General features: G+C 73.1%; 21 protein-coding genes and 2 riboswitches. Of the genes, 9 read left to right on the forward strand and 12 right to left on the reverse strand.

Going from position 1 to position 24,612, the window contains the following annotated elements:
• The first annotated feature begins 761 nt into the window (after positions 1–761).
• The gene (locus tag FHX40_RS11355; RefSeq protein ID WP_170198800.1) at positions 762–2,141 is read left to right on the forward strand and encodes an NB-ARC domain-containing protein; all 1,380 of its coding nucleotides are present in this window, start codon (positions 762–764) and stop codon (positions 2,139–2,141) included.
• Positions 2,135–2,812 (forward strand): tetratricopeptide repeat protein, encoded by a 678-nt coding sequence (locus FHX40_RS11360; RefSeq protein ID WP_142259577.1) that lies wholly within the window; start codon positions 2,135–2,137, stop codon positions 2,810–2,812. The genes FHX40_RS11355 and FHX40_RS11360 overlap by 7 nt, the downstream gene beginning before the upstream one ends.
• Before the next feature lie 170 nt (positions 2,813–2,982).
• Here FHX40_RS11360 and nrfD read toward each other — a convergent pair whose 3' ends face one another.
• Genes nrfD through fdh form a run of 3 tightly spaced genes read right to left on the reverse strand, consistent with a single transcriptional unit; the run spans position 2,983 to position 8,007 of the window.
• A complete protein-coding gene (nrfD, locus tag FHX40_RS11365; protein ID WP_229788186.1) occupies positions 2,983–3,987 on the reverse strand; it encodes an NrfD/PsrC family molybdoenzyme membrane anchor subunit in 1,005 nt (334 codons plus the stop codon).
• A 5-nt stretch (positions 3,988–3,992) separates the two neighbouring features.
• Positions 3,993–4,763: a 4Fe-4S dicluster domain-containing protein gene (locus FHX40_RS11370; protein WP_142259578.1), complete on the reverse strand. Its 771-nt coding sequence runs from the start codon at positions 4,761–4,763 to the stop codon at positions 3,993–3,995.
• A complete protein-coding gene (gene fdh / locus FHX40_RS11375) occupies positions 4,756–8,007 on the reverse strand; it encodes a formate dehydrogenase (RefSeq protein WP_142259579.1) in 3,252 nt (1,083 codons plus the stop codon). Before fdh ends, FHX40_RS11370 begins: the two co-directional genes overlap by 8 nt.
• A 115-nt stretch (positions 8,008–8,122) precedes the next feature.
• On the opposite strand from fdh, the gene FHX40_RS11380 reads away from it, so the two are divergent.
• Positions 8,123–8,863 carry a GntR family transcriptional regulator gene (locus tag FHX40_RS11380; protein ID WP_142259580.1) on the forward strand — a complete coding sequence of 247 codons (741 nt, stop codon included), beginning with the start codon at positions 8,123–8,125 and terminating at the stop codon, positions 8,861–8,863.
• 10 nt (positions 8,864–8,873) lie between these two features.
• Here FHX40_RS11380 and menD read toward each other — a convergent pair whose 3' ends face one another.
• Positions 8,874–10,529: a 2-succinyl-5-enolpyruvyl-6-hydroxy-3-cyclohexene-1-carboxylic-acid synthase gene (gene menD / locus FHX40_RS11385; RefSeq protein ID WP_142259581.1), complete on the reverse strand. Its 1,656-nt coding sequence runs from the start codon at positions 10,527–10,529 to the stop codon at positions 8,874–8,876.
• A 178-nt stretch (positions 10,530–10,707) separates the two neighbouring features.
• On the opposite strand from menD, the gene FHX40_RS11390 reads away from it, so the two are divergent.
• The 3 genes from FHX40_RS11390 to FHX40_RS11400 all read left to right on the forward strand — a co-directional run bounded on the left by FHX40_RS11390 (position 10,708) and on the right by FHX40_RS11400 (position 14,412).
• A complete protein-coding gene (locus FHX40_RS11390) occupies positions 10,708–11,976 on the forward strand; it encodes a class I adenylate-forming enzyme family protein (RefSeq protein WP_189136120.1) in 1,269 nt (422 codons plus the stop codon).
• A 179-nt stretch (positions 11,977–12,155) separates the two neighbouring features.
• A complete protein-coding gene (locus tag FHX40_RS11395; RefSeq protein WP_142259583.1) occupies positions 12,156–12,515 on the forward strand; it encodes a hypothetical protein in 360 nt (119 codons plus the stop codon).
• Between the two features lie 340 nt (positions 12,516–12,855).
• Positions 12,856–14,412, forward strand: coding sequence for an RNA polymerase sigma factor (locus tag FHX40_RS11400; protein ID WP_142259584.1), 1,557 nt, complete (start codon positions 12,856–12,858; stop codon positions 14,410–14,412).
• Between the two features lie 71 nt (positions 14,413–14,483).
• Here the strand turns inward: FHX40_RS11400 and FHX40_RS11405 are convergent, their stop codons facing one another.
• Entirely contained in the window at positions 14,484–14,885 is a 402-nt protein-coding gene (locus FHX40_RS11405; RefSeq protein ID WP_142259585.1) for a hypothetical protein, read from the reverse strand.
• Positions 14,886–15,028: 143 nt separating this feature from the next.
• Here FHX40_RS11405 and FHX40_RS11410 point away from each other — a divergent pair, with 143 nt between their 5' ends.
• Complete coding sequence (locus FHX40_RS11410) at positions 15,029–15,646, forward strand: TetR/AcrR family transcriptional regulator (protein WP_229788190.1); 618 nt, start codon at positions 15,029–15,031, stop codon at positions 15,644–15,646.
• Positions 15,647–16,052: 406 nt separating this feature from the next.
• Entirely contained in the window at positions 16,053–16,253 is a 201-nt protein-coding gene (locus FHX40_RS11415) for a DUF5999 family protein (protein WP_142259586.1), read from the forward strand.
• Between the two features lie 219 nt (positions 16,254–16,472).
• Here the strand turns inward: FHX40_RS11415 and FHX40_RS11420 are convergent, their stop codons facing one another.
• A complete protein-coding gene (locus tag FHX40_RS11420; RefSeq protein ID WP_142261716.1) occupies positions 16,473–17,105 on the reverse strand; it encodes an alpha/beta hydrolase family protein in 633 nt (210 codons plus the stop codon).
• A gap of 82 nt (positions 17,106–17,187) precedes the next feature.
• Between FHX40_RS11420 and FHX40_RS11425 the strand changes: the two genes are divergently transcribed.
• Positions 17,188–17,541, forward strand: a complete 354-nt coding sequence (locus FHX40_RS11425) for a hypothetical protein (RefSeq protein WP_142259587.1) — start codon at positions 17,188–17,190, stop codon at positions 17,539–17,541.
• Positions 17,542–17,570: 29 nt separating this feature from the next.
• On the opposite strand, the gene FHX40_RS11430 is transcribed toward FHX40_RS11425, so the two are convergent.
• The 6 genes from FHX40_RS11430 to FHX40_RS11455 all read right to left on the reverse strand — a co-directional run bounded on the left by FHX40_RS11430 (position 17,571) and on the right by FHX40_RS11455 (position 24,513).
• The gene (locus tag FHX40_RS11430; protein WP_142259588.1) at positions 17,571–18,374 is read right to left on the reverse strand and encodes a tetratricopeptide repeat protein; all 804 of its coding nucleotides are present in this window, start codon (positions 18,372–18,374) and stop codon (positions 17,571–17,573) included.
• A gap of 118 nt (positions 18,375–18,492) precedes the next feature.
• Positions 18,493–21,372 carry an aminomethyl-transferring glycine dehydrogenase gene (gene gcvP, locus FHX40_RS11435; protein ID WP_142259589.1) on the reverse strand — a complete coding sequence of 960 codons (2,880 nt, stop codon included), beginning with the start codon at positions 21,370–21,372 and terminating at the stop codon, positions 18,493–18,495.
• Positions 21,373–21,436: 64 nt separating this feature from the next.
• Positions 21,437–21,543, reverse strand: a riboswitch (glycine riboswitch).
• Positions 21,544–21,636: riboswitch (glycine riboswitch) on the reverse strand.
• 85 nt (positions 21,637–21,721) lie between these two features.
• Positions 21,722–22,342, reverse strand: coding sequence for a MerR family transcriptional regulator (locus FHX40_RS11440; RefSeq protein WP_189136121.1), 621 nt, complete (start codon positions 22,340–22,342; stop codon positions 21,722–21,724).
• 324 nt (positions 22,343–22,666) lie between these two features.
• Positions 22,667–23,137, reverse strand: coding sequence for a bifunctional nuclease family protein (locus tag FHX40_RS11445; RefSeq protein ID WP_142259590.1), 471 nt, complete (start codon positions 23,135–23,137; stop codon positions 22,667–22,669).
• A 174-nt stretch (positions 23,138–23,311) separates the two neighbouring features.
• Entirely contained in the window at positions 23,312–23,992 is a 681-nt protein-coding gene (ftsR, locus tag FHX40_RS11450) for a transcriptional regulator FtsR (RefSeq protein ID WP_142259591.1), read from the reverse strand.
• A 5-nt stretch (positions 23,993–23,997) separates the two neighbouring features.
• A complete protein-coding gene (locus FHX40_RS11455) occupies positions 23,998–24,513 on the reverse strand; it encodes a double zinc ribbon and FHA domain-containing protein (RefSeq protein ID WP_142259592.1) in 516 nt (171 codons plus the stop codon).
• Positions 24,514–24,612: the final 99 nt, after the last annotated feature.

Below are 24,612 nucleotides of genomic sequence, written 5' to 3' on the forward strand. Positions count from 1 at the left end.
ACCACATGAGCATTTCGCCATACCACAGCGTGACGATTTCTCTACGGTCCGTAGATCAACGCTGGCGACGTACGGTTTCCGAAGGAGGCTCGGATGTCCGCTCAGGGATCTCGGACCCTGCTCCGCTGCCGGTCATGGAGCGAGCGGCTGCACGCCAAGGGGTTCACCGGGGACCAGATCGCCGAGGTGCCGGCGCTGCACTACCCGTTCAGCCCGCTGCGGCTGTACCGGCTCGCGCACGGCGGACCGCCACCGGCGTCGCGGACGAGTTCAACGCCCTCGACCCGAGGGGCACGGCCTCGCTGCGCGAGGGCCGCCTGCTGGACTTCGAGCGCCGGCCCGACCGCGGCCGCCGGCCCACCAGGCGCGTCCTGGTCGCGCTCGCCCGCATCCACCAGACCGCTGCCCGGAACCTGGTGACCGAAGCCGTCCTGTCCACCTCCACACCCGGGACCACGAATAACGGAAGCTTCCCCTCATTCATGGCGAAACGGTTTAAACAACCCACAGGTAGGCGGCGCCGGCACCGTTACCACGTGCCGTCAGGAATATGGGTCGCACAGGACATCCGTTGACACGACGGGACTCGGCCGACACCCATCCAGCTCGCGGTCAGCAGCCCCGATTGCAGCCGATTCCCTCTGAGATGTCAGAGGTAACACTTTCGCCACTCTGCGCCGGGCGCTCCCAACGGACAGCAAGCTAGAAGTATGCGGAAAGACCCTTCAGCGCCAAGACACCGATCGCGGTTGGCGCGATGGGTGACGATCGCGTGGATAGTGGCGCTGGCCGCCCTGCTCGCAGGGGGGTTGATCACCTTCTTCTTCGACCCGTTTGGGCTTCCGCCCGACCTATGGGGTGCGCTGGATCAACGGGCCAGCGTGGTGAGCATGTTCATCGGTGCCATCGGCCTGCCCCTCGCCGTGGCGGCCCTTCTACATCAGATGCGCACCGGCACAAAACCTTCCGCCAAGTCCGAATCGTCCGAGCACCCCTCAGGGACTGACGCCAGCGCACCTACGGCGGCGACCACATCGAGATCCACCACCGTCTCTTCCGAGACAAGGCCGCCGGCGAAAGAGTCATTGATCCCACCCTCCCAACCCCGACTTCCGCGGACATCAACGCCGATAAACGCGGCCGATCCTCAGATCAGTATCCCCGGTGACCACTTCGCGTTCCGCGACAACATCATCGAAAAAGCTGTCGGCGTTGAACACCACCATTACCACCCTCCCCGGCCATCTCGGTCACCCGGCCACATTGTCGAAGGTGAAATCCCGCAGAAGCCACGGGGGTTCCAGCCTCGCGAGGAATTACTCCGAAGGCTCGCCGATCTCCTCGGCGGCCCGTCCACTCTACTTAGCGAGCCGCAGAACCGACATGGGAAGGAGAAAGGCACCGGCGGAGCGGTGGCGATCTGCGCAATGGCCGGCATTCCGGGGGTGGGCAAGACCATGCTCGCCGCCTCCTACGCCTGGGCGTGCCAGGACGCCGGATGGCCGGTGATCGCCTGGATACCCGCCGAAACCACCGACCAAATCGTCACCGGCTTGGCCTCCCTCGCCTCCCGGCTCGGCGAACGCCGCCCGGACGATGACACGCCCACGGCCGCCGCCCGCGCGAAGGCTTGGCTGGCAGCCACCACGCACCCGGCGCTGCTGGTCTTCGACAACGCGACCGACGTCGCCGCAGTCCGCTCATGGACCCCGGCCACCGGAGCCACTCGGGTGATCATCACCACCCGCCACGGCGCGTTTCTGCGCGCCTACCAGCCTCTAGAGGTCGAGGTCTTCACCCCAGAACAGGCGATCGCCTTTCTCCGCGAACGCACTGGGCTAACCGATGCCGAAGGCGCCAAAGCCGTAGCCTCCGAACTCGGACACCTCCCCCTGGCCTTGGCCCAGGCAGCTGCAGTGATCGCCCGCCTTCGCATCGACTATGCCGCTTACCTGGAACAGCTGCGAAGCGTCAGGCTAAGTGAAAATCTCACCGCCGAGTCCGGCGACGCCTACCCAACCAGCACCGCAGAAGCATCCTGCTCTCAGTCACTCACGCCGAGGCCACTCTTCCGATCGCCAGCCGGATATTGCCGATCCTTGCGGTTCTATCACCCGCCGGTGTTCCACTGGCCATGCTGAACACCTTGAGTGACGACGCGAACCCCCAACTTGTCGTCCGCAACATGCTTGCCGACCTAGCCGACACCTCGTTAATCACCTTCAGCAAGGATGGCACCACAGCACTGATGCACCGCTTGGTCCAACGCGTACTGCGTGAACGCGCCGCCCACCACAACGAGCTGCTTTCGGTGATAGCTCAGGCCTCCGCCCTGCTCGACGCCTTCGATAACACGCTGCCGGACGGACCACAACTTTGGAAATCCCGCACCGACGTCGAGATGCTGGTCGAACAGACCGACACCCTCTACCAGCACCTACCGAACGATGATGCCCTTACCGAAGACCTGTTGAGGTTACGCGCACGCTGTGGTCGTTACCTGTATGAGCTGGCTGACCTCAGACGGGCAATCCCCCTGTTCGAACGCACCCTGGCCGACCGCGAGCGCATCCTCGGCCCCAACCACCCCGACACCCTGGCCTCACGCAACAACCTCGCCTACGCCTACCGAGCGGCCGGGGACCTCAAACGCGCCATCCCCCTGTACGAACGCACCCTCGCAGATGCCGAGCGCATCCTCGGCCCCGACCACCCCAACACCCAGGCCATTCGCAACAACCTCGCCGCTGCACGTGCACGTGCATCGCGTTGCGGCTGGAGACATCTGCTCGCAAGACGGCGAAGCCGGTGATCGACACGATTGGGTCGGTCACCTATCCCAGGAGGCGTACGGACAATCCCCTCTGAGGGGAGAGATCCCCTAGATCTTTGTCCTGTCATCCGCCGTGCTCAGGCGACGGGGCGCACGTAGACATGTCAAGGGACGCATCAGCCGAGCACAGCATCTAACTGATGTGGTGACTACGGCATCTCAAGAGTTCCATAGATACGCTTCCGCTGCGGAACCACGGTGTAGCGCGGGTCGGCTGCAGAGGCGCGTCCGGCGCGCAGGACGGCGAACCGGGTGCAGATCGCCCCGGCGGTGAGCGCGAGCGCGGAGGCCGCGGTGAGTACGCGGTGTCTCCCGGCGAGCGGGGCGAGCGCCCCGCCTGCGGCGGCGAGCAGGCGGGCGGCGCGTAGCAGGCGTCCCGCGCTGCCGGTGGTGTACGGCTCGGCGACTATGCCGAGCCGGTGGGTGATGGCGTGCTCGGCGGCGAGCTCGATCGCCGCGCCAGCGGTGGCGATGGCTCGGGCGGGTCCGGCCTCGGGACGTGGGACGGTGAGCATGGCGAGCGCACCGGCCCCGGCGAGCGCGCTGCCCGCGAAGAGGAACGGCAGCTCGCGGCGGGCCTCGTGCCAGGCGGGTATGGCGGTGTCGCTCACCAGTACGGCGGTGTAGGTGGCCATGAGCGGACCGGTCACGGCGGCGGCGGCTCCCGCCAGATCCCCGGCGGCCGGGAGCAGGCCGGTGACGGCCGATCCGGCGGCGGCCGCGGTGAGCCCGCCCTGCAGGGCGAGGATCCACGAGCCGAGGCTCATCGGGGAGGTGGGCTTGATCACCCGGAGCATGTTGAGGAAGCGTTCGGGCCGTCCCAGCTCGGCGACGAGCAGCGCCGACCCGGCGGCTCCGGACAGTGCGGCGATGATCCGCGTGGCGAGCGCGAGGCGGTGCCGCCCGGTCGCGCGGGCCGCGGCGGCGAGGGTCGAGGAGGCCCCGGACACGCCGCCGAGGTAGAGGTAGAGCGGCATGTGCGGCTCGTGCCAGACCGGGCGCTTGAGTATCGGCTGCCCGTGGTAGGAGCGGAACTCGGCCTCGGGCACCATCGCATGTTCCGCCGACCGCCGCCGCCCGCCGCGTCCCGGCCGGGCCTCGGTGGCCGGGTCGGCCGCGTGGCCGGGCAGGTCGCCTCGTGGTGGGCGCCGCATCGCGATCACCGCCTGCCCAGGACGGCGAGGGTGGTGACGGTGGCGAGGGTGGCCGCGGCGGCCGCGGCCCAGCGCCACATCTGGGGCAGGTCGCGGGTGGGGACCACGGGGTCGGGTGGCAGGCCGTACACCTCGGGCTCGTCGAGCAGGAGGAAGAACGCGCCCGCGCCGCCGATGCCGTCGCCGGGGTCCTCGCCGTACAGCCGCGCGTTCGCCCGGCCCTCGCGGTGCAGGCGGTCGAGGCGGGCCTCGGCGCGTTCGCGCAGCTCGTCGAGCGGGCCGAACTGGATCGAGTCGGTGGGGCAGGCCTTGGCGCAGGCGGGTTCCAGGCCGCCGCGCAGCCGGTCGTAGCACAGGGTGCACTTGAACGCGCGGCCGTCGCCCTCGCGGCGGTCGATCACGCCGAACGGGCAGGCCGGCACGCAGTACCCGCAGCCGTTGCACACGTCGGCCTGCACCACGACCGTGCCGAACTCGGTGCGGAACAGCGCCCCGGTCGGGCACACGTCGAGGCAGCCGGCCTCGGTGCAGTGCTTGCACACGTCCGAGGCCATCAGCCAGCCGTCGAGGCCGTCGCCGGTCACCGGCCGGTCCGGCTCGATGAACGCCACGTGCCGCCAGGTGCTCGCGCCGAGCGCGCCGGTGTTGTCGTACGAGGTGGCGCGGAACACGAACCCGTCGTCGGGCACCTGGTTCCACTCCTTGCAGGCGACCTCGCACGCCTTGCAGCCGATGCACACGCTGGTGTCGGTGAAGAACCCCATCCGCTCAGCCATCGCCGTCCTCCCGGTAGCGCCGCACCAGCTCGCGCAGGGCCGGGCCGGTCGGGCGGCGGCCCGGGATGATGTCGCAGGTGGCGGCCTTGCTCTCCTGGATGTAGACGTTCGGGTCGAGCGCGAGCGGCAGCAGGTCGTTGGCGACGTCGCCGGTGACGAGCCCGTCGCCGCCCCAGCCCCAGTGGTACGGCAGGCCGACCTGGTGGACGATCCGCCCCTCGATGCGCAGCGGCCGCATGCGCTCGGTGACCAGCACCCGGGCCTCGATCGCGGTGCGTGAGGTGACGATCGTCGCCCAGCCGCCGTTGACCAGGCCGCGCTCGGCGGCGAGCTCCGGCGACACCTCGCAGAACAGCTCGGGCTGCAGCTCGGCGAGGTACGGCAGGGGCCGGCTCATGCCGCCCGCGGTGTGGTGCTCGGTGAGCCGGTAGGTGGTGAGCACGTACGGGAACCGGGGCGAGCGCGGCGGGTTGTACGGCGACTCGGGCCGCGGGTAGACGACCCGGGCCGGGTTGGCCTGCACGCCGTACAGCGGGTTGGCCACCGGGGACTCGTGCGGCTCGTAGTGGGTGGGCAGCGGCCCGTCGGCGAGCCCGAACGGGGCGTACAGCCAGCCCTTGCCGTCGGCCTGCATGATGAACGGGTCGGTGCCGGAGAGCGCCTGCTCGGCGCGGGCGCCCGGCGGCGGACGGTGGCCGGGCGGCTTGTCCGGCTCGCAGTCGGGCACGTCGCGGCCGGTCCAGCGGCCGGCGGCCGGGTCCCACCAGACGCACGCCTTGGCCTCGCTCCACGGGCGGCCGTCCGGGTCGGCGGAGGCCCGGTTGTAGAGGATGCGCCGGTTGGCGGGCCAGGCCCAGCCCCAGCCGGGGGCGATCCACGGGTCGGCGCCGCCGCGCGGCTCGCGGCGGGCGGGCCGGTTGACCTCCCCGGCGTAGCAGCCGCAGTAGATCCAGCAGCCGCACCGGGTGGAGCCGTCGTCGCGCAGCTCGGTGTACGAGGCCAGGGCGCGGCCGTCCGGGCCGATGCCGCCGATCTCGCGCAGCACGGCCGCGGCGGACGGCTCGGCGTGCGGGCCCTCCTCCGGGTAGTCCCAGGCGAGCTCGCGTACCGGCCGGTCGATCTCGTCGTCCGTCATCCGGGCCTTGACGCGTTTGCCGAGGTGGTAGTAGAACCACAGGTCGCTTCGGCAGTCGCCGGGCGGGTCGACGGCCTTCTCCCGCCACTGCAGCAGCCGCTGGGTGTTGGTGAAGGTGCCCTCCTTCTCCACGTGGCTCGCGGCGGGCAGGAAGAACACCTCGGTGCCGATCTCCTCGGTGCGCATCTCGCCGGTGGCGATCTCGGGGCCGTCCTTCCAGAACGTGGCGGTCTCCACGAGGGTCAGGTCGCGGACGACGAGCCAGTCGAGGTTGGCCAGGCCGAACCGCTGGGCGCGGCCGCCGGAGGAGCCGACCGCCGGGTTCTCGCCGATCACGAAGTAGCCCTTGACCGTGCCGTCGATCTGGCCGAGCACGGTGGCGTAGTGGCCGTGGTCGCCGGTGAGCCGCGGCAGGTACCCGAAGCAGAAGTCGTTGTCCGCCGTGGCGGCCTCCCCCCACCAGGCCTTGAGCAGGCTCACCAGGTAGGCGCGTTTGCGGCCCCAGAACCCGGTGTCCGGCCCGGCGCTCGCCAGGTAGGCGTCCAGGGTCTCGTGCCGCCCGGCGTGCGGCATCGGCAGGTAGCCGGGGAGGATGTTGAACAGCGTCGGGATGTCGGTCGAGCCCTGGATGCTGGCGTGGCCGCGCAGCGCGAGGATGCCCCCGCCCGGGCGGCCGATGTTGCCGAGCAGCAGCTGCAGGATGGCGGCGGCGCGGATGAACTGGGCGCCGGTGGTGTGCTGGGTCCAGCCCACCGAGTACACCCACGCGGTGGTGCGGTCCCGTCCGGAGCAGGCGACGACCGTGTCGGCCAGCCGGGCGAACTCCGCCCGCGGGATGCCGCAGGCCCGCTCCACCAGCTCCGGGGTGTAGCGGGCGAAGTGCCGCTTGAGCACCTGAAACACGCACCGCGGATGGGTCAGCGTCGGATCGACGGCCGCCGCCGCGTCGGCCGCGGCACCGCCCGAGCCGTACGTCTCCGCCTCGGCCGTCTCGGCGTGCTCGCGCCCGCGCCCGGCCCCGGAGGCCCCGCCCGCCTCGCCCGGCGGCGGCGCGTCCGCCCGGTGCGCGTACGCCCAGCTCGCCGGGTCATAGGTACGGCCGGCCGGGTCGAACCCGGAGAACAGCCCGTCGAGGTCCTCGGTGTCGCGGAAGTCCTCCGACACCAGGTGGGCGGCGTTGGTGTAGTTGAGCACGTACTCGCGGAACTCGTGCCCGCCGGACAGCACGTGGTTGATGAGCGCGCCGAGCAGCACGATGTCGGTGCCCGCCCGGATCGGCAGGTGGGCGTCGGCCATCGCGCTGGTGCGGGTGTAGCGCGGGTCGATGTGGAACACCGTGGCGCCGCGCGCCTTCGCCTCCATCACCCACTGGAAGCCGACCGGGTGGCATTCGGCCATGTTCGACCCCTGGATGACGATGCAGTCGGCGTTCGCGAGGTCCTGCTGGAACGTGGTCGCGCCGCCGCGCCCGAAGCTGGTCCCCAGACCGGGGACGGTGGCGGAGTGTCATATGCGGGCCTGGTTCTCGATCTGGATCGCGCCGAGGGCGGTGTACAGCTTCTTCATCAGGTAGTTCTCTTCGTTGTCCAGCGTCGCCCCGCCCAGGCTCGCGATGCCGAGCGTGCGCCGCAGGACCCGTCCCTCGGCGTCGGTCTCCTGCCAGGTCCGCCGCCGGGTCGCCACCACCCGGTCGGCGATCATGTCCATCGCGGTCTCGAGGTCGAGGGTCTCCCACTCGGTCCCGTACGGCCTGCGGTACAGCACCGTGGTGCGCCTGCTCGGCCGGGTGACGAGCTGGCGGCTCGCCGCGCCCTTCGGGCAGAGCCGGCCGCGGGAGATCGGCGAGCCGGGGTCGCCCTCGATCTGGGTGACGCGCCCGTCCTTGACGTACACGAGCTGGCCGCAGCCCACCGCGCAGTACGGGCAGATCGACCGGGCGACGTGGTCGGCGTCCTCGGTGCGCGGGCGCAGCGCGTCGGTGTGCGCCGAACGGGCCGCCTCCGCCCGCGGGTCCTGGCCGAGCAGCTGCCGCAGCACCGGCCAGCGGCGGATGCGGGCGCCCGGCCGTCCGTCGCGGCCGGGGCCGGGGGGTCGCTCGCGTCGGCTCATGCGCGCTCCCCTGCCCCGGAGGCCGATCCATTCACCCCGCCTGCGCCGGATTCATGTCCGGACATTACGATTTCGCTGGCCTGATCGCATCCCCCATGACCGCCCGAGGAACACGATGACCTCCGGACTCGAGTTCGACCTCGACCGGTCGAGCCCCGTGCCGCTCTACTTCCAGGTGGCCGAGCAGATCTCCGAGGCGATCCGGCGCGGCGATCTCGCTCCGGGCGCCCGGCTCGACAACGAGATCCGGCTCGCCGACCGGCTGGGTCTGTCGCGGCCCACGGTGCGCCAGGCGATCCAGTACCTGGTGGACAAGGGCCTGCTGGTGCGCAAGCGCGGCGTCGGCACCCAGGTGGTGCACGGCCAGGTCAGGCGCCCGGTCGAGCTCACCGGCCTGCACGACGACCTGCGCCGGGCCGGGCGGGAGCCGTCCACCCGGGTGCTGGAGATCACCACGGTGCCCGCGGACGAGCGGACCGCGGCCACCCTCGGCGTCCCGGCCGGGACCGAGGTGGTGCGCATGGAGCGGCTGCGGTACGCCCGCGGGGAGCCGATCGCCCTGCTGCGCAACTGGCTGCCCGCCGACCTACTCCCGCTCACCGCCGAGTCGCTGCAGCGGCGCGGCCTGTACGAGCTGCTGCGCGCGGCCGGGGTGCGGCTGCGGGTGGCGAACCAGCGGGTCGGCGCCCGGGCCGCCACCCCCACCGAGGCGCGGCTGCTGGAGGACCGCCGCGGCGCCCCGCTGATCACCATGGAACGCACCACGTACGACGACCGGGGCCGGGCGGTGGAGCACGGCTCGCACGTGTGCCGCGCCTCGCACTACTCGCTGGAGGTCACGCTCATCGAGCGCTGACCCCTGGCCGTCAGAGCGCGGCGCGGACCGCCGCCTGGGCCGCGTCGCGCAGCGCGGCGTGCACGGCCGCGTTCTGCGCCCGGTCGGTGCGGGCCTCCACGATGCGCAGCCCCTGGCCCCGGATCGCCTTGGGCAGGTCCTCGATCGACGCCAGCGGCGTGTACGGCGTGCCGGTCGCGGCGGCGAGGTACCCGATGTCCACCCCGTGCGGGGTGCCGAAGACCCGCTCGAACGGGCCGGTGAGCGCGGCCTGCGGCAGCAGCGAGAAGATGCCGCCGCCGTCGTTGTTCACCACGACCAGGCACAGGTCGGGCCGGGGCTCGCGCGGCCCGAGGATGAGCCCGTTCTGGTCGTGCAGCAGCGACAGGTCACCGAGCAGGGCGTACCCGGGGCCGTCGTGGGCGATCGCCGCGCCGATCGCGGTGGACACCAGGCCGTCGATGCCCGAGGCGCCGCGGTTCGCCATCACCCGCAGCCCGCGGCGGGGCCGCATCACCTGGTCGAGGTCGCGCACCGGCATCGAGGAGCCGCAGAACAGCAGCGAGCCGTTCGGCAGGCTCGCGGCGAGGTCCCGGGCGAGGCGGGGCTCGGTGAGCCCGCCGGCGTCGAGCACCCGGTCGATCGCGTCCCGCGCGACCGCCTCGGCACGCCGCCAGGAACGCAGCCAGCCGTCGCCGCCGGCCGCCACCGGGATCTCCACCGCCTGGGCGACCTGGGTCGCCGAGCGGGTGGGGTCGGGCCAGCGGGACAGGTCGGGCGCGACCACGATGTGCTCCTCGGCCCGCTTGAGCCAGGACAGCAGCGGCCGGGACAGGCCGGGGCGGCCGAGCGTGACCACCACGTCGGGCCGGTGCGCCTCGGCGAACTCCGGCATGCCGAGCAGGAAGTGGTAGGTGGAGATCGCGTGGTCGCCGTACCGGCCGCCGCCGTGCGGCTCGGACAGCACCGGCCAGCCCGCCATGCCGGCCGCGGCCACGTACCGGCGCACGTTGGTCGCGCCGTCGCCGACCACGAGCACGCCGCGCCGGGTCGCCGGCACGTGCAGCGCCGCGGACGGCGGGTACCTGCGCACCCGCACCCACGGGCCGGTGGCGTCGCCCTCGAGGGACTCGCACCAGCTGGTGTCGCCGTCGGGGATGAGCGGCTCGCGGAACGCGAGGTTGAGGTGGACCGGTCCCGGGTCGGCGGGACCGAGGGCGCGCTGGTAGGCGCGGGCGGCGAGCGACCGCCAGTACGCCACCTGGCCGGGGCGCTCCTCGGGCACCCCCACCTCGGCGAACCAGCGCACCGCCGAGCCGTACAGCTTGATCTGGTCGATCGTCTGGTTGGCGCCGGTGTCGCGCAGCTCCGGCGGGCGGTCCGCGGTGAGCAGCAGCAGCGGCACGTTGCTGTGGTGCGCCTCGATCACCGCCGGGTGCAGGTTCGCCGCGGCCGTGCCCGAGGTGCAGATCACCGCGACCGGGCGCTCGGAGCGCCGGGCGAGGCCGAGGGCGAGGAAGCCCGCGGACCGCTCGTCGATGCGCACGTGCATGCGCACCCGCGCGTCCTGGTGCGCGGCGAGCGCGAGCGGCGCCGAGCGGGACCCGGGGGCGAGCACCACGTCGGTCAGCCCGCACCGGGCGAGCTCGTCGATGAGGACGGTGGCGAGTGCGGTGGCCGGGTTCACCCGCCCTCCCCGACCCTGCGGGCCGGCCGGAGGGCGACTCCTGGCGGACAGGGAGAAATCCGGCCCACGCTGGTTTTCCCCTCGCCCACGTGACCCTCCTTCGCCGATCGGCCCCTGCGCTCCCTTGCGCGCGGCTCGGCCCGGGGCGGCGCCCCGGCGTGCGCCGTTTCGCGTGCTTATGGCCGCGCCCGCTGGCACTAACCTTACGACCGTGTCGACCCGTCCCGTGCACGCCCTCCTACTCCCTGCGGGGGCGGAGCTGTTCGAGGCGGTCCGGCGGGCGCTGAGCGGCGAGGGCCCGGCCGTGCTGCCGCTCTCCCCCGACCTCCCGGCCCCGGCGCTGCGCTCCGCCCTCGAGACGCTGCGGCCCACCCATCTGGTCACCCCCGACGGGGTACGGCCCTGCCCGGACGGCGTGCCCGCGGACGAGGAGACCGCGGTGATCATCGCCACCTCGGGGTCGACCGGCCGCCCCAAGGGCGTGGAGCTGACCGCGGCGGCGCTGCGCGCCTCGGCCACCGCCTCGCTGCGCCGTATCGGCGCCCGCCCCGGCGACCGGTGGCTGTGCTGCGTGCCGGTGTCCCACATCTCCGGCATGCAGGTGCTGGTGCGCTCCCTGGAGAGCGGCACCGATCCGGTCATCCACCCCCGGTTCTCCGCCGCGGACGTGCTCGAGGCGCTCGCCGCGGGCGGCATCGACCACCTGTCGCTCGTCCCCACCCAGCTGCGCCGCCTGCTCGACGCGGCCGCGGACCGCGGCGGCCTGCCCGCGTTCCGCACCATCCTGCTCGGCGGCGCCGCCGCGTCCTCCCGGCTGCTCGAGGAGTGCGCCGGCCTCGCCGCGCCCGGCGCACGGGTGGTCACCACGTACGGCATGAGCGAGACGTGCGGCGGGTGCGTGTACGACGGCCGCCCCCTTTACAAAGTAGATCTGAAGGTGGGGGACGACGGGCGCATCCGCATCCGCGGGCCGGTGCTGTTCGCCGGCTACCGGCTGCGCCCCGACCTGACCGCCCGCTGCCTGGAGGACGGCTGGTTCGTCACCTCCGACATCGGCGAGCTCGACGGCGGGCGGCTGCGCGTGCTCGGCCGCGCCGACGACGTCATCATCACCGGCGGCCAGAAGGTGGTGGCGGGCGCGCTGGCCGCCCTGCTCGCCGAGCACCCGGCGATCGCCGACGTGGCCGTGGTGGGCCGGCCCGACCCCGAGTGGGGCGAGCGGGTGGTCGCCGTGGCGGTGCCCGCCGACCCGGCCGCGCCCCCGACCCTGGAGGAGATCCGCGCGTACTGCAAGCGGCGCCTGCCCGCCTACGCCGCCCCGCGCGACCTCGAGCTGGTGCCCGCCCTCCCCCAGCTCCCCAACGGCAAGCCCGACCTCGCCGCGCTGCGCCGCGGCGCCCTCCCCGAGCCGGTCGGCGCACCCCTGCAGGACCAGGCCGAACCCTGAGGCTCTCTTTACGAGGAAGCGGGCATGATAACGCCGCGGCGCGACGCCCGGCCGGCCCCACGGCGAGCGCACGGGCCGAGCGCGCGCCGCGGGGGCGGGACGTTCCGGCCGGCGGCGGGGAACTGGACCACGTGCCGCCACGTCACACCGATTGGACGAACCCAGGGGAGGACGCGCCGATGAAACCGACCAGCAGGATGTGGATCTCCGCCGGCCTCACCGGCCTCATCCTCGCCGGAGGCGCGTCGATCGCGGTCGCGGCCTCCGCCGCGCGCATCGACCGGGCGCAGCCGCAGCCCGCGGCCGAGACCGGGCAGGACGGCCGGCCGGCCGGGCCGTCCTCCGCCAGCCCGTCGCCCGGCTCGGCCAAGCGGGAGCGCCCCGCCGGGTCCGGCTCCGCGGCGACGGCGAGAGACTCCGTGGTCTCCCGCGTGATCACGGCCGATCCGGAGGCCGTGCTGCAGTACTGGACCGACGAGCGCATCCGCGAGGCCGGTCCGGCCCCCATGCCGGTGGTCGTCGTCGACCCGACCCAGTAGCCGATCGGCGGGTCGATGGAGCAGGCCGGCTCGGCGGGACGAGCCGGCCGGATGTCAGGGCGCCCGACGGGTGCACGGGTGACGGCCGTGCCTCCTCCGGCGCCCGTTCCCCGTTTGGGCGGACGCGGCGGAGAACGCCGATACGCGTGGGCCGATGGGCCGGTACGGCCAAGCGAAGCCGATCAATGCGACAAATCGCACTAACCCCTCTCTTGGCGCAGTCGGGAACAATCTGCGCCGGAGGGCGTTATTAACACTGGTGCCGCGAACACCGAGCCCTTGCAGTCACCCCACCCGATCACCCACCACGACGGCTCCGTGACCCGGAGGAGGTGTCCTCATGCCCCGATCTGCCGCGGCGACCTCGACCGGGCGTGCGACCGGCCCGACGACCCTCGGCGAACTCCTCGATCGCGGGCGAGCCCAGGGTCACCTTTCGCTGTCGGAGCTACGCGACGCGTTCACGCGGTCCGGCATCGACTCCGCCCAGGCCCGCTCCATACTACGCGAACTCGCCGAGGCGGGCGTCCGCCTCGCCACCGAGACCGAGAACACCGGCGCGGAGGCGCCAGAGATGACCGCCAACACCACCACGACCAGCAGGACCAGGACCACCGCCCGCCGTACCAAGGGGGCGGCGAAGTCCGCCACGACCACGCGGACCGGCGCGAAGTCCGCGGCGTCGGCGGGCGGCGCCGCCGTGCTCGCCGGCCACGCCAAGGCCGCGGGCGGCGGCCGGGGCAGGGCCCGCGCCGAGCGCGTCGCCGCCGTCGACGAGCGGTGGGCGCCGGGCGAGGCCGAGCTCGACGTCCTGGCCGACGACCTCGAGGCCGCCGACGAGGTAACCGCCGTCGACGCGCCGGCCGGTGCCGTGGACGGCGCCGTGACGGACGGGACCGTCACGGACGCGGTGGCCGAGGACGACGTGGTGGCCGAGGACGTGGCGGACGACGCCGGTGACGCCGAGGACCTCGACGACGACACCTCGGTCATGGGCGACTCGGTGCACACGTACCTGAAGTCGATCGGCCGCCGCACCCTGCTCACCGCCGAGCAGGAGGTCGATCTCGCCAAGCGCATCGAGGCCGGCCTGTACGCCGAGTACAAGCTGGAGAACGAGCCCGGCCTGTCCGAGGAGGACCGCGCGGACCTGGAGTGGATCGCCGAGGACGGCCGCCGCGCCAAGGACCACATGCTCGAGGCGAACCTGCGCCTGGTGGTCTCGGTGGCGAAGAAGTACACCGACCGCGGCATGTCGCTGCTCGACGTGGTGCAGGAGGGCAACCTCGGCCTGATCCGCGCCGTGGAGAAGTTCGACTACACCAAGGGCTACAAGTTCTCCACGTACGCGATGTGGTGGATCCGGCAGGCGATCCAGCGCGGCTTCGCGGACTCGGCGCGCACCATCCGGCTGCCCGTGCACGTGCTGGAGATGCTGTCCAAGCTGTCCCGCGTCGAGCGTGACATGCACCAGCAGCTCGGCCGCGAGCCCACTCCCGAGGAGCTCGCCGCGGTGCTCGACAAGACCCCCGACCAGATCGAGGAGCTGCTGCGCACCAGCCGGCAGCCGATCAGCCTCGACTCCACGATCGGGGAGGACGGCGAGACCCGGATCGGCGACCTCATCGAGGACGTCGACTCCCCCGAGGCCTCCGAGGTGGTGGACCGGCAGCTGCTCGCCGCCCAGCTCCGCGAGGTGCTCGACAACCTGTCCCCGCGCGAGGCCAAGATCATGTCGCTGCGGTTCGGCCTGCTCGACGGCAAGCCGCACACCCTCGACGAGATCGGCAAGCGGCTCGGGCTCACCCGGGAGCGCATCCGGCAGCTGGAGAAGGAGTCCCTGTCCAAGCTGCGCCACCCGAGCAACACCCGCCCGCTGCTCGACTGGGCGAGCTGAGCTTGAAAGGCACACCGCCCCGCCCGGGCCGTACCCGGGCGGGGCGGACTCGTCCGTGGGGCCGTCTCCGGTCAGGCCGCCTTGGACGGGACCCGGCGCGGCAGGCGCGGGATCCCGGTGAGGCGGTGCCGCTCGCGCCAGGTGCGCAGGCGGTCGACCTCCGCGGTCCACTTCGCGCCCGCGGGCGTGGCCTTGGCCTTGCGCCGCCGGATGCGGTCGTCGTACGCCTTGGCGCCGAAGGTGGCGCGCTGGGCGGCCTCGGCCGCGCGCAGCGCCTCGGTGAGCGCCCGGTCAAGGGCGACGGCCGCGGCGTGCAGCTCCTCCAGGGGCCGCCGCTCCGCCTGCGCCCGGAGGAACTCCTCCTCGGCGCGCGCGACCTTCTCCAGCAGCTCCCCGTAGCCCTTCCCGACCTCCTGGTCGGCGTGGTAGCGGACCTCCGCCTCCCGGCTCACCCGCGGTCGGAAAAACGCCATCGTCAGCCCTTCCTCACCTGTCGTTCTCGCCCTCCGGCGACGTCGTCGAAAGGTAGCGTACGCCGTCCGGAAAGCGGCCGTGTCATCCGGGCCGCCCCGGCTCCGGGCGGCCGTGCGGCGCGCCGCCCTTTACAAAGTAAGCCATGGGCGGGAGACTGGGCGCCATGCCGGCGAAACGCCCACCGATCCCGCTGTCCCGCGAGCGCATCATCGAGGCCGCGCTGCACATCGCCGACGGGCAGGGGCTGCGCCGCCTCACCATGCGGCGGCTCGGCGACGCCCTCCAGGTCGAGGCGATGGCGATCTACCACCACATCCCCGGGGGCAAGGAGGCGCTGCTCGACGCCCTCGCCGAGCACGTCACCACGGTCACCGTCGACGCCGAAGGCGGTGACTGGCGGGAGCTCGCCCGCGCCTGGGCCCGGGCCTGCCGGGCCGCGCTGCTCGCCCACCCCGGCGTGCTCGCGCTGGCGATGACGCGGCCGCCGCGCGGCCGGGCCGCCGCGGCGCTGCGGGAGCACGTCGACCGGCTCGGCGACGCGGGCCTGCCCGCCCCCGCCGAGGCGCTGCGCACGATCCGCGCGTACGTGATGGGGAGCGTGGCGATCGAGGTGCAGCGGTCGGGCTGGAACGGCGAGGCGGTGGAGTCCTCCGACGAGGCGGTGGCCGCGTTCGAGCGCGGCCTCGACGCCGTCATCGCCGGCCTCGCCGCGGGCCTCGCCCCCGGCGCCGCCTCCCCCGGCGCGGCCACCCCGGTGTGAGGCCCGGCAGGGCCATCCCGGCATGATCCCCGAACCACCCGAAAGGATCATGCGAAACCGGCGTGCGGCCGTGGCCGCTGATCTAGACTGTGCCCCACTCGTGGCCCGGAACGAGGGCCGCCCGGGGCGGGCCGGTGTGATCGCGCACGTCCGGAAGAGGACGTAACCGTTCGTTTATCGGTCCGGCGGCGTGTCGCGCCCGCTCCGTTATCCTGCACGAGGCACCCTTGTGGTTTAGACCACATTGCGGTGACCCCGCGTTTGGGGCGGTGGACGACCCACCCACCGGCGACACGGAACCGTCCAAAGGGACTATGTCGCCACGAAGGTGGACGCCCCACACTGGGAATTGTCAATGTGTGGTACGCCACATTCACCACGGGAAGAGAAGACGGAGGCACGCGCTATGTGCCCGCATGAGCCGCCCTGTCCGCCCGCGGACGCAGCGGACCGCGAGGCAGCACGCACCATCGCCGCCCACCCCGAGCAGGGCTGGAGCCTGCTGTGCAACGGGGTCGTCCTGTTCGAGGACACCGGCGAGCTGCTACCGAACGGCACGATCATCGCACCACACCGGCCGACCGACCTCGCGGTGAACGCCGCCTGACACCACCGAGGCCGACCGCCGGCGGGCCACCCCGCCTGCCGGGCGTTCACCGGGGGACACCACCGGGGGGAGACACGACCGGGGGAACCACCGGGGGCATCTGGACGACGGCGTGCGAGACGAAGGGCACGCGAATCGGGGGCACCCACACGAGGCGGGCCGGAGCGACGCGGCCATGGACACGCGTCCCCGCCTCCCGGGCCTCGCATCGGGGCCCGGTCACCCGTGATCACCGGCCGCGGCGCGGCCTGCCGCGGTGACCCCCGCCAGCCCGTCCACCCATTCGGCGACGATCTCGCCCACGCGCACCGGGTTCCGGGTCAGCTCGTGCCCTTCGCCGGGCAGCACCACCACACGCGCGGCGTCGGCCGCGTCCGGCACCCCGAACGGATCGCGGTCCCCGTTGACGACGAGCACGTCCACGCCCGCCTCGCGCAGCTCCGCGGCCCGCGACCGCTCCGGGCGGCCCGGCGGGTGCAGCGGGAACGCCAGCGCGACCACGCCGATCGCGCCCGCCGCGCGAGCCGTACGGCAGGCGACCCGCGCCCCGTTGCTGCGGCCGCCCTGCACCAGCGGCAGGCCCGGGTAGCGGTCGCGCAGCGCGGCGACCACGGCCAGCCACGCCTCGTCCTGCCGTGCCGCGGATCCGGGGGCGCGCGCCCCCGCGACCCGGAACGGCTGCACGACCCGCGCCACCGTGCCGCCGATCGCCCGCACCGCGTCCCGGACCGCGAGCAGGTCGGCCGACTCCACTCCCCCGCCCGCCCCGTGCGTGAGCACGAACAGCAGCCGCGCCTCGGCCGCCTCGTCGATGTCCACCCGGGCGGGCCCGCGCGCGGTCGCGATCTCCAGGCCCCGGACCTCCACGGGCCGCAAGGTTATCGCCCCGGTTCCGGCCGCGCCACGACCGGGGGTGGCGATCTAGATTGGAGGCGTGGCAGACGATCGCCTCTCCCGTGATGAACTGCGCGCCGTGATCGACGCCCGGCGCGAACTCGGCCCCGAGTACGAACCGGCCCTGGTGGAGTCGTTCCTCGACAAGCTCGAGGACGGCATCGCCGCGAAGGTGCGCGCGGAGGTCGACGCGCGCGTTCCCGAGCGGCAGCAGGCCAGGGGGCGCAGCGACCCGTCCCTGACGATGGCCATGGGCTCGCTCGCCCTCGGCATCCCGCTCACCGGCATCGCGGCCGGCAACGGGGGCCTGACCGGCCTGCTCATCGCCTGGGGCGGCATCGTCGCGGTCAACGCGGTGCACGCCCTGAACCGGCGGCGCCGCGACCGGCGCTGAACCGGCACCCGGCCACCCGCCGGGGCCGCTCAGGCGAGGCCGCGGTCCCGGCGCAGCCGTACCTGGTGGGCGAGGCGCTCGTCCTCGTGCTCCAGGCCGTACCGCCAGACCTGTTCGGCGTCCTCGTCCCGGCCGCGCAGCGGCAGGGTGCGGGCGAGCAGCTCGATGGCGAGGGCGTCGGTCTCCGGGTCGGAGCCCTCCTCGATCGCCCCGGCGAACTCGCCGCAGGCCATGTCGAGGTGGGCGATGCCGAGCAGCACGCGCAGCCGGGGCGCGTCGGCCACGTCCGGCACCTCCAGCGCCTCCAGCAGCACGTCCGCGGCCTCCCCCGGCGCGCCCTCCTCCAGCAGCAGCTCGGCCAGCTGCTGGGCGGCGCGCGAGGCCGCCTTCGGGTCGCCGGTGGCGAGCGCGGCGCGCAGGTGCTCCTCGGCCTCCTTGCCGTCCCCCTCGCGTACGGCGAGGCGGGCGAGCGCGAGGTGCGCCATCGGCAGGTAGGCGGGGTTGCCCACGCCGATCACGGCCTGCCAGGCCGCCCGTGCCTGCTCCCACTGGCCGTCGCGCTCGAACCCGCGGGCGAGGTGGCAGGCGCCCTGCGCGGCGTACTCGGGGTGGCCGCTGGCGAGCGCGGCCCGCGCGGCCTCCCGGGCGCGCTCGTGCTCGCCGCGCTCGTCGAGCACCACGGCGAGCCCCACCGCCGCCTGGGCGTGGTCGGGGTCGTCGCGCCGCGCGGCCATCCGGGCCAGGATCTCCTCGGCGCCGGCGAGGTCGCCGGCCTCCGCAAGCCGCCGGGCCTCGTCCAGCGACTCCCGCGGGCGCAGCTCCTGGGCCGTCATCGAGGTCTCCCCTCCGCAAACGATCTCCAGGATCTTAACGGCGCCCGCGTCCGCCCGCCCGGCACACGCCGATATTCCTCACGATTCACGCGAACCGTGCCGGGCGGGCGGGTCCGGGTCAGTCCTCGAACGCCTGCGGCGGCGGGCAGGCGCACACCAGGTTGCGGTCGCCGTACGCCTGGTCGATGCGGCCCACCGGCGGCCAGTACTTGTCCCGGCGCAGCCGCGCCACCGGGTAGGCGGCCTCGGCCCGGCTGTAGGGGTGCTTCCAGTCGTCGGCGGCGACCGCCTCGGCGGTGTGCGGCGCGTTGCGCAGCGGGTTGTCGGTGCGGTCGTAGGCGCCGGAGGCGACGCGGTCGATCTCCTCCCGGATGGCGATCATGGCCTCGCAGAACCGGTCGAGCTCGGCGAGGTTCTCGCTCTCGGTCGGCTCGATCATGAGCGTGCCGGACACCGGGAAGGACATGGTCGGCGCGTGGAAGCCGTAGTCGATCAGCCGCTTGGCCACGTCCTCGACGGTGACGCCGGTCTGCCGGGTGATCTTCCGCAGGTCGATGATGCACTCGTGCGCGACCAGCCCGTTGCGGCCGGTGTAGAGCACCGGGTAGTGCGGCGCGAGCCGCCGGGCGATGTAGTTCGCCGACAGGATCGCCTGCTCGGTGGCCCGGCGCAGGCCCTCGGCGCCCATCATCCGCAGGTAGGCCCAGGAGATCGGCAGGATCGACGCCGAGCCGTACGGCGCGGCCGACACCGGCCCGGTCCCGCCGGCGGTGAGCGGGTCGCCGGGCAGGTACGGGGCGAGGTGGGCGCGCACCGCGACCGGGCCGACGCCGGGGCCGCCGCCGCCGTGCGGGATGCAGAAGGTCTTGTGCAGGTTGAGGTGGGAGACGTCGGCGCCGAACTCGCCGGGCCGGGCGAGCCCGACCAGCGCGTTGAGGTTCGCCCCGTCCACGTACACCTGGCCCCCGGCCTCGTGCACCCGGGCGCAGATCTCGGCGATCCCCTCCTCGAACACGCCGTGGGTGGACGGATAGGTCACCATGATCGCCGCGAGCCGGTCGCCGTGCTCGGCGATCTTCTTCGCCAGGTCGCCGAGGTCGACGTCGCCGCGCTCGTCGCAGGCGACCACCACCACCCGCATCCCGGCCATCACCGCGCTCGCCGCGTTCGTGCCGTGCGCGGAGGCGGGGATGAGGCACACGTCGCGGTGCCCCTCGCCGTTGGCGCGGTGGTAGGCGCGGATCGCGAGCAGCCCGGCGAGCTCGCCCTGCGACCCGGCGTTCGGCTGCAGCGACACCGCCGCGTAGCCGGTGATCTCGGCGAGCCAGCGCTCCAGCTGCCCGATCAGCTCCAGGTATCCGGCCGCCTGGTCGCGCGGGGCGAACGGGTGGATGTCGGCGAACTCCGGCCAGGTGATCGGCTCCATCTCGGTGGTGGCGTTGAGCTTCATCGTGCAGGAGCCGAGCGGGATCATGGACCGGTCGAGCGCGACGTCCCGGTCCTGCAGGCGGCGCAGGTAGCGCAGCATCGCGGTCTCGGACCGGTGCTCGTGGAACACCGGGTGGGTCAGGTACGGCGTGCGCCGCAGCAGGTTATGCGGCAGCGCGTCCCCGGCCTCGCGGTCGACCGCGTCCACCTCGGGCACGGCCGCGCCGTCCGCAATGCCTGCCGCCTCGGCGAACGCCGCCCAGACCGCCTGAAGGTGGTCGGCCGTGGTGGTCTCGTCGCAGGTGACGCCGACGTGGTCGGCGTCCGCCCGGCGCAGGTTGATCCCGCGGTCGAGGGCGGCGGCGACCACGGCGTCGGCCCGGCCGGGCACGTGGGCGAGCACGGTGTCGAAGAACTGCCCGTGCACCACGCGCACCCCGAGCCGGCGCAGCCCCTCGGCGAGCACCGCGGCGTACCGGTGGGTGCGCCGCGCGATGCGCCGCAGCCCGTCGGGCCCGTGGTAGACGGCGTACATGCTCGCCACCACGGCGAGCAGCACCTGGGCGGTGCAGATGTTGCTCGTCGCCTTCTCCCGGCGGATGTGCTGCTCGCGGGTCTGCAGGGCGAGCCGGTAGGCGGTACGGCCGGCCGAGTCGACCGACACCCCGACCAGGCGTCCGGGCAGCTGCCGCTGCAGGCCGTCCCGCACCGACATGTAGGCGGCGTGCGGGCCGCCGAAGCCGAGCGGGACGCCGAACCGCTGGGTGGTGCCCACGGCGATGTCGGCGCCGAGCTCGCCGGGGGCCTCCAGCAGGGTGAGCGCGAGCAGGTCGGCCGCGACGACCACGAGCGCGCCGCGCTCCTTGGCCTGGGCGGCGATGCGCGGCAGGTCGGGGATCGCCCCGCCCGCCCCGGGGTACTGCACGAGCACCCCGAAGACCTCGCCCTCGGGCAGGTCGCCGGCGAGGTCGGCCTCGCGCAGCTCGATGCCGAGGGGTTCGGCCCGGGTGCGCAGCACCGCCTTGGTCTGCGGCAGGGCGTCGGCGTCCACGACGAACGCGCCACCGCGCCGGGCGACCCGGCGGGCGAGGGTCATCGCCTCGGCCGCGGCGGTCGCCTCGTCGAGCAGGGAGGCGTTGGCGATCGGCAACCCGGTGAGGTCGGCGACCATGGTCTGGAAGTTGAGCAGCGCCTCCAGCCGGCCCTGGGAGATCTCCGGCTGGTAGGGGGTGTAGGCGGTGTACCAGCCGGGGTTCTCCAGCACGTTGCGGCGGATCACCGCGGGGGTGATCGTGCCGTGGTAGCCGAGGCCGATCATCGAGGTGACCACCCGGTTGCGGGAGGCGATCCTCCGCAGCTCGGCGATCGCCTCGGTCTCGGAGACCGCGGGCGGCAGCCGCAGCGGCGTGGCCGTGCGGATCGCCTCGGGCACGGCCGCCTCGAGCAGCTCGGCGAGCGAGGCGTACCCGACCGTGCGGAGCATGCGCTCGCGCTCGGCGTCGTCAGGGCCGATGTGCCGGGTGGCGAACGGCGGTGCGGCGAGTTCGGCAAGCGGTGACCGATCGGTCATCGAGACCTCCTGAGCGGGTCGGATCCGCGCCCCTGGCCGCCGGGACCGGGCGCGTGCGGTTTTCCGTTCCCCCTCTGTCATCGGCACCTGAGAGCTTCATCCCCGGATGGTCGGGGATTTGCACCTTCGGTGAGGTGTGCCCGGCCGGGCGCACCCGCTTTCCAGAGTCGCCTCGCTCACGCGGTACGGCTGCCTGAGAGTTTCCGGGGACGTTGCTCCTTCGGCGCCGCGGCCCGGGGCCGCGGTCTCTCCCGCGTGAGGTCGTCGGCCGTCGGATGTCGGTATGCGGTTGTGTGGATCCGGATACTGCGCGACGGGTGGTGCTGCGCCCGAGGTTACCGCCCCGAGGTTACCCGGTGCGGCGTACCCGCCTGCGCCGGGCCAGCTCGTCGTCGGGGTGGTCGTCCCGCTGCGCGGGGTCGGCCACCGCGCGCTCCCCGGGCAGCTCGGCCAGCGTGCCCTCCACCTCACGCCAGATCCGGCCGAGGGCGATGCCGAACACGCCCTGGCCGCCCTGCAGCAGGTCGATCACCTCGTCCGGCGAGGTGCACTCGTACACGCTGGCCCCGTCGCTCATCAGCGTGATCTGGGCCAGGTCGGCCACCCCCCGGGTGCGCAGGTGCTGTACGGCGGTGCGGATCTGCTGCAGCGACACCCCGGTGTCGAGGAGGCGCTTGACCACCTTGAGCACGATGATGTCGCGGAAGCTGTACAGCCGCTGCGAGCCCGACCCGTTGGCCGCCCGGATGCTCGGCTGCACCAGCTCGGTGCGGGCCCAGTAGTCGAGCTGCCGGTAGGTGATCCCGGCCGCGGCGCAGGCGACCGGACCGCGGTAGCCCATGTCTTCGGGCAGCGCCGAGGGCCGCTCGTCGAACAGCAGACCCTGCTCGCCCGCGCGCTCCCGCGCCGATTCGCGCTGCGCCGGATCGGGCCGGCCGGCCGTCTTGTTCTCGCCGCTGCTGACCGCCACGCGGACCTCCGGCTTTCTCTCATCCCACGGTCTGATCTGGGGGTTCGTGAGCGACAACCGTGGTTTCACATGCACCGTAGGACCGTGACCATCCGCAGTCAACGATCCCGCTCGGCGCGTCGTGAAGCGTAAATACCCGAAATGAGCAATCCACCCGGGTGGCTTTCGCGGTGGTTCCCCCCGTTCCGCGGCCGCTCGCCGGACTCGCCGCCGGGCACGCCGGAACCCCGCGCCACGCCGATCGCCCGGCCGCCCCGCCCAGGGCGCACACCGGGCCCAACCCACGGCTCGCCGCCCCCTGCCGGCGGGCCGTACCGTCCGGCCTCAGCCGGCCCGGCCGAAGTCCTCGGGGGTGACCGTGTCGAGGAACGCGCGGAACTTCTCCACCTCGTCCTCCTGGTCGTCGGGGATGGTGACCCCCGCCTCCCGCACGACCTCCTCGGCCGCGTAGATGGTGGCCCCCGTGCGCAGGGCGAGCGCGATCGAGTCGCTCGGTCGCGCGCTCACCTCCACGCCGTTGGAGAACACCAGATCCGCGAAGAAGATGCCGTCACGCAACGCCACGATGTTCACCGTGCTCAGCCGCACGCCGAGCGCCTCGAGCACGTCCTTGAACAGGTCGTGGGTGAGCGGCCGCGGCGGCGGCTCCTCCGCCTGGGCGAGCGCGATGGCCGTCGCCTCGGTCATCCCGATCCAGATCGGCAGGTACCGATCCCCGTGCGCCTCCTTCAGCAGCACGATCGGCTGGTTCGAGGGCATCTCGACGCGAACGCCCACAACCTCCATCTGCAACACTGGCGACTCCACACTCCCTGGCCGCTCAGCACCTCTCGCTTGCGTCGCGGGAAGCCTTCGCTGGCGGCATTGCCGGTTCGCTCAGCACGCCTGCTTCGCGTTCCTTTCCCGCGGCGGACCTTCGCCGCAATTCAACCTAACACCCTCTGGGGCGATAGTGCCCCGAAGGTTGACTTACCTTCCGAGAACGCCTCGAACCCCCACACGGAGCAAAGCCGTGTGCAGGTCGAGCAGCAGCCCGGCGAGCTCGCGGGCGGACTCGTCGGCCTGGGCGGCGGCGCCGGGTTTACGGCGGCGCAGCAGCGGCGCGATCGCCTGCTCGATGAGGGCCACCTGGCGGTCGGCCGCGGCGCGGATCACCCGCAGGTGCCGGGGCTGGATGCCGAACCTGGCGAGCTCCCCGGCGGCGCGCGCGATCCGCAGCGCCTCGGCGTCGTACCGGCGGCCCTTCGGGGCGAGCAGGCCGAAGGACTCCAGTTCGTCGAGGGTGTCGCCGTCGATGCCCGCCGACCGGAGCAGCTCGTCGCGGCTGAGCCGTACCGGGACCGGCGGCGGCTGGTCGTCCAGCGGCCGGGGCCGCTGGAACTGGAAGGTGCCCTGCTCGGCGTCCTCCAGGTGGTTCTTGATCACCCGGAGGGGCAGGTAGCGGTCGCGCTGCGCGGTGAGGATGTAGCGCAGCCGCTCCACGTCGGCGTGGGTGAACTTGCGGTAGCCGGACGGGGTGCGCTGCGGCTCGATGAGCCCCTCGGCCTCCAGGAAACGGATCTTGGAGACGGTGATGTCGGGGAACTCGCCCTGCAGCAGGGCGAGCACCTCCCCGATGCTCATGTACGCCCGTGCGGCCGCCTCACCCATGGGCGTTACGCCCCTTGCTGCCCGCTCGTGAGGAAGACGAGGCGGAACTTACCGATCTGCACCTCGTCCCCGCCCTTCAGGGGATGCTCCTCGATGCGCTCCCGGTTGACGTAGGTGCCGTTGAGGCTGCCCACGTCGCGCACGGTGAACTGGCCGCCGCGCCGGTAGAACTCGGCGTGCCGGCGGGACACGGTGACGTCGTCGAGGAAGATGTCGCTCTCCGGGTGGCGGCCGGCCGTGACGAGGTCGCTGTCGAGGAGGAACCTGCTGCCGGCGTTCGGGCCGCGGAGCACGACGAGGAGCGAGGTGCCCGGCCGCAGCCCCTCGAGGGCCGACCGATCGGGCATGAGCGACTGCCCGGTGGCCTCCGCGTCCAGCGCTTCGATGCCCGCGATGGAGATCGTCGAGGTGGTGTCGCCGGGAGACTCACCGCGCAGGGCGAGAGGCGACCCGCATCTCGAACAGAAACGGGCATCCCCGGGGTTGGCATGACCGCACTGCGTGCAGTAGACGCTGGGCATCGATCGGCTCGGCCTCCTACCGCGAAGTCGCGGCTACGGTGCTGTGGGCGCGCCTCGCTTCTTCGCTTCTCAAGACTTCCTCAGACTGCGAATGCCGCA

It is taken from the genome of Thermopolyspora flexuosa, assembly GCF_006716785.1.
Lineage (GTDB): Bacteria > Actinomycetota > Actinomycetes > Streptosporangiales > Streptosporangiaceae > Thermopolyspora > Thermopolyspora flexuosa.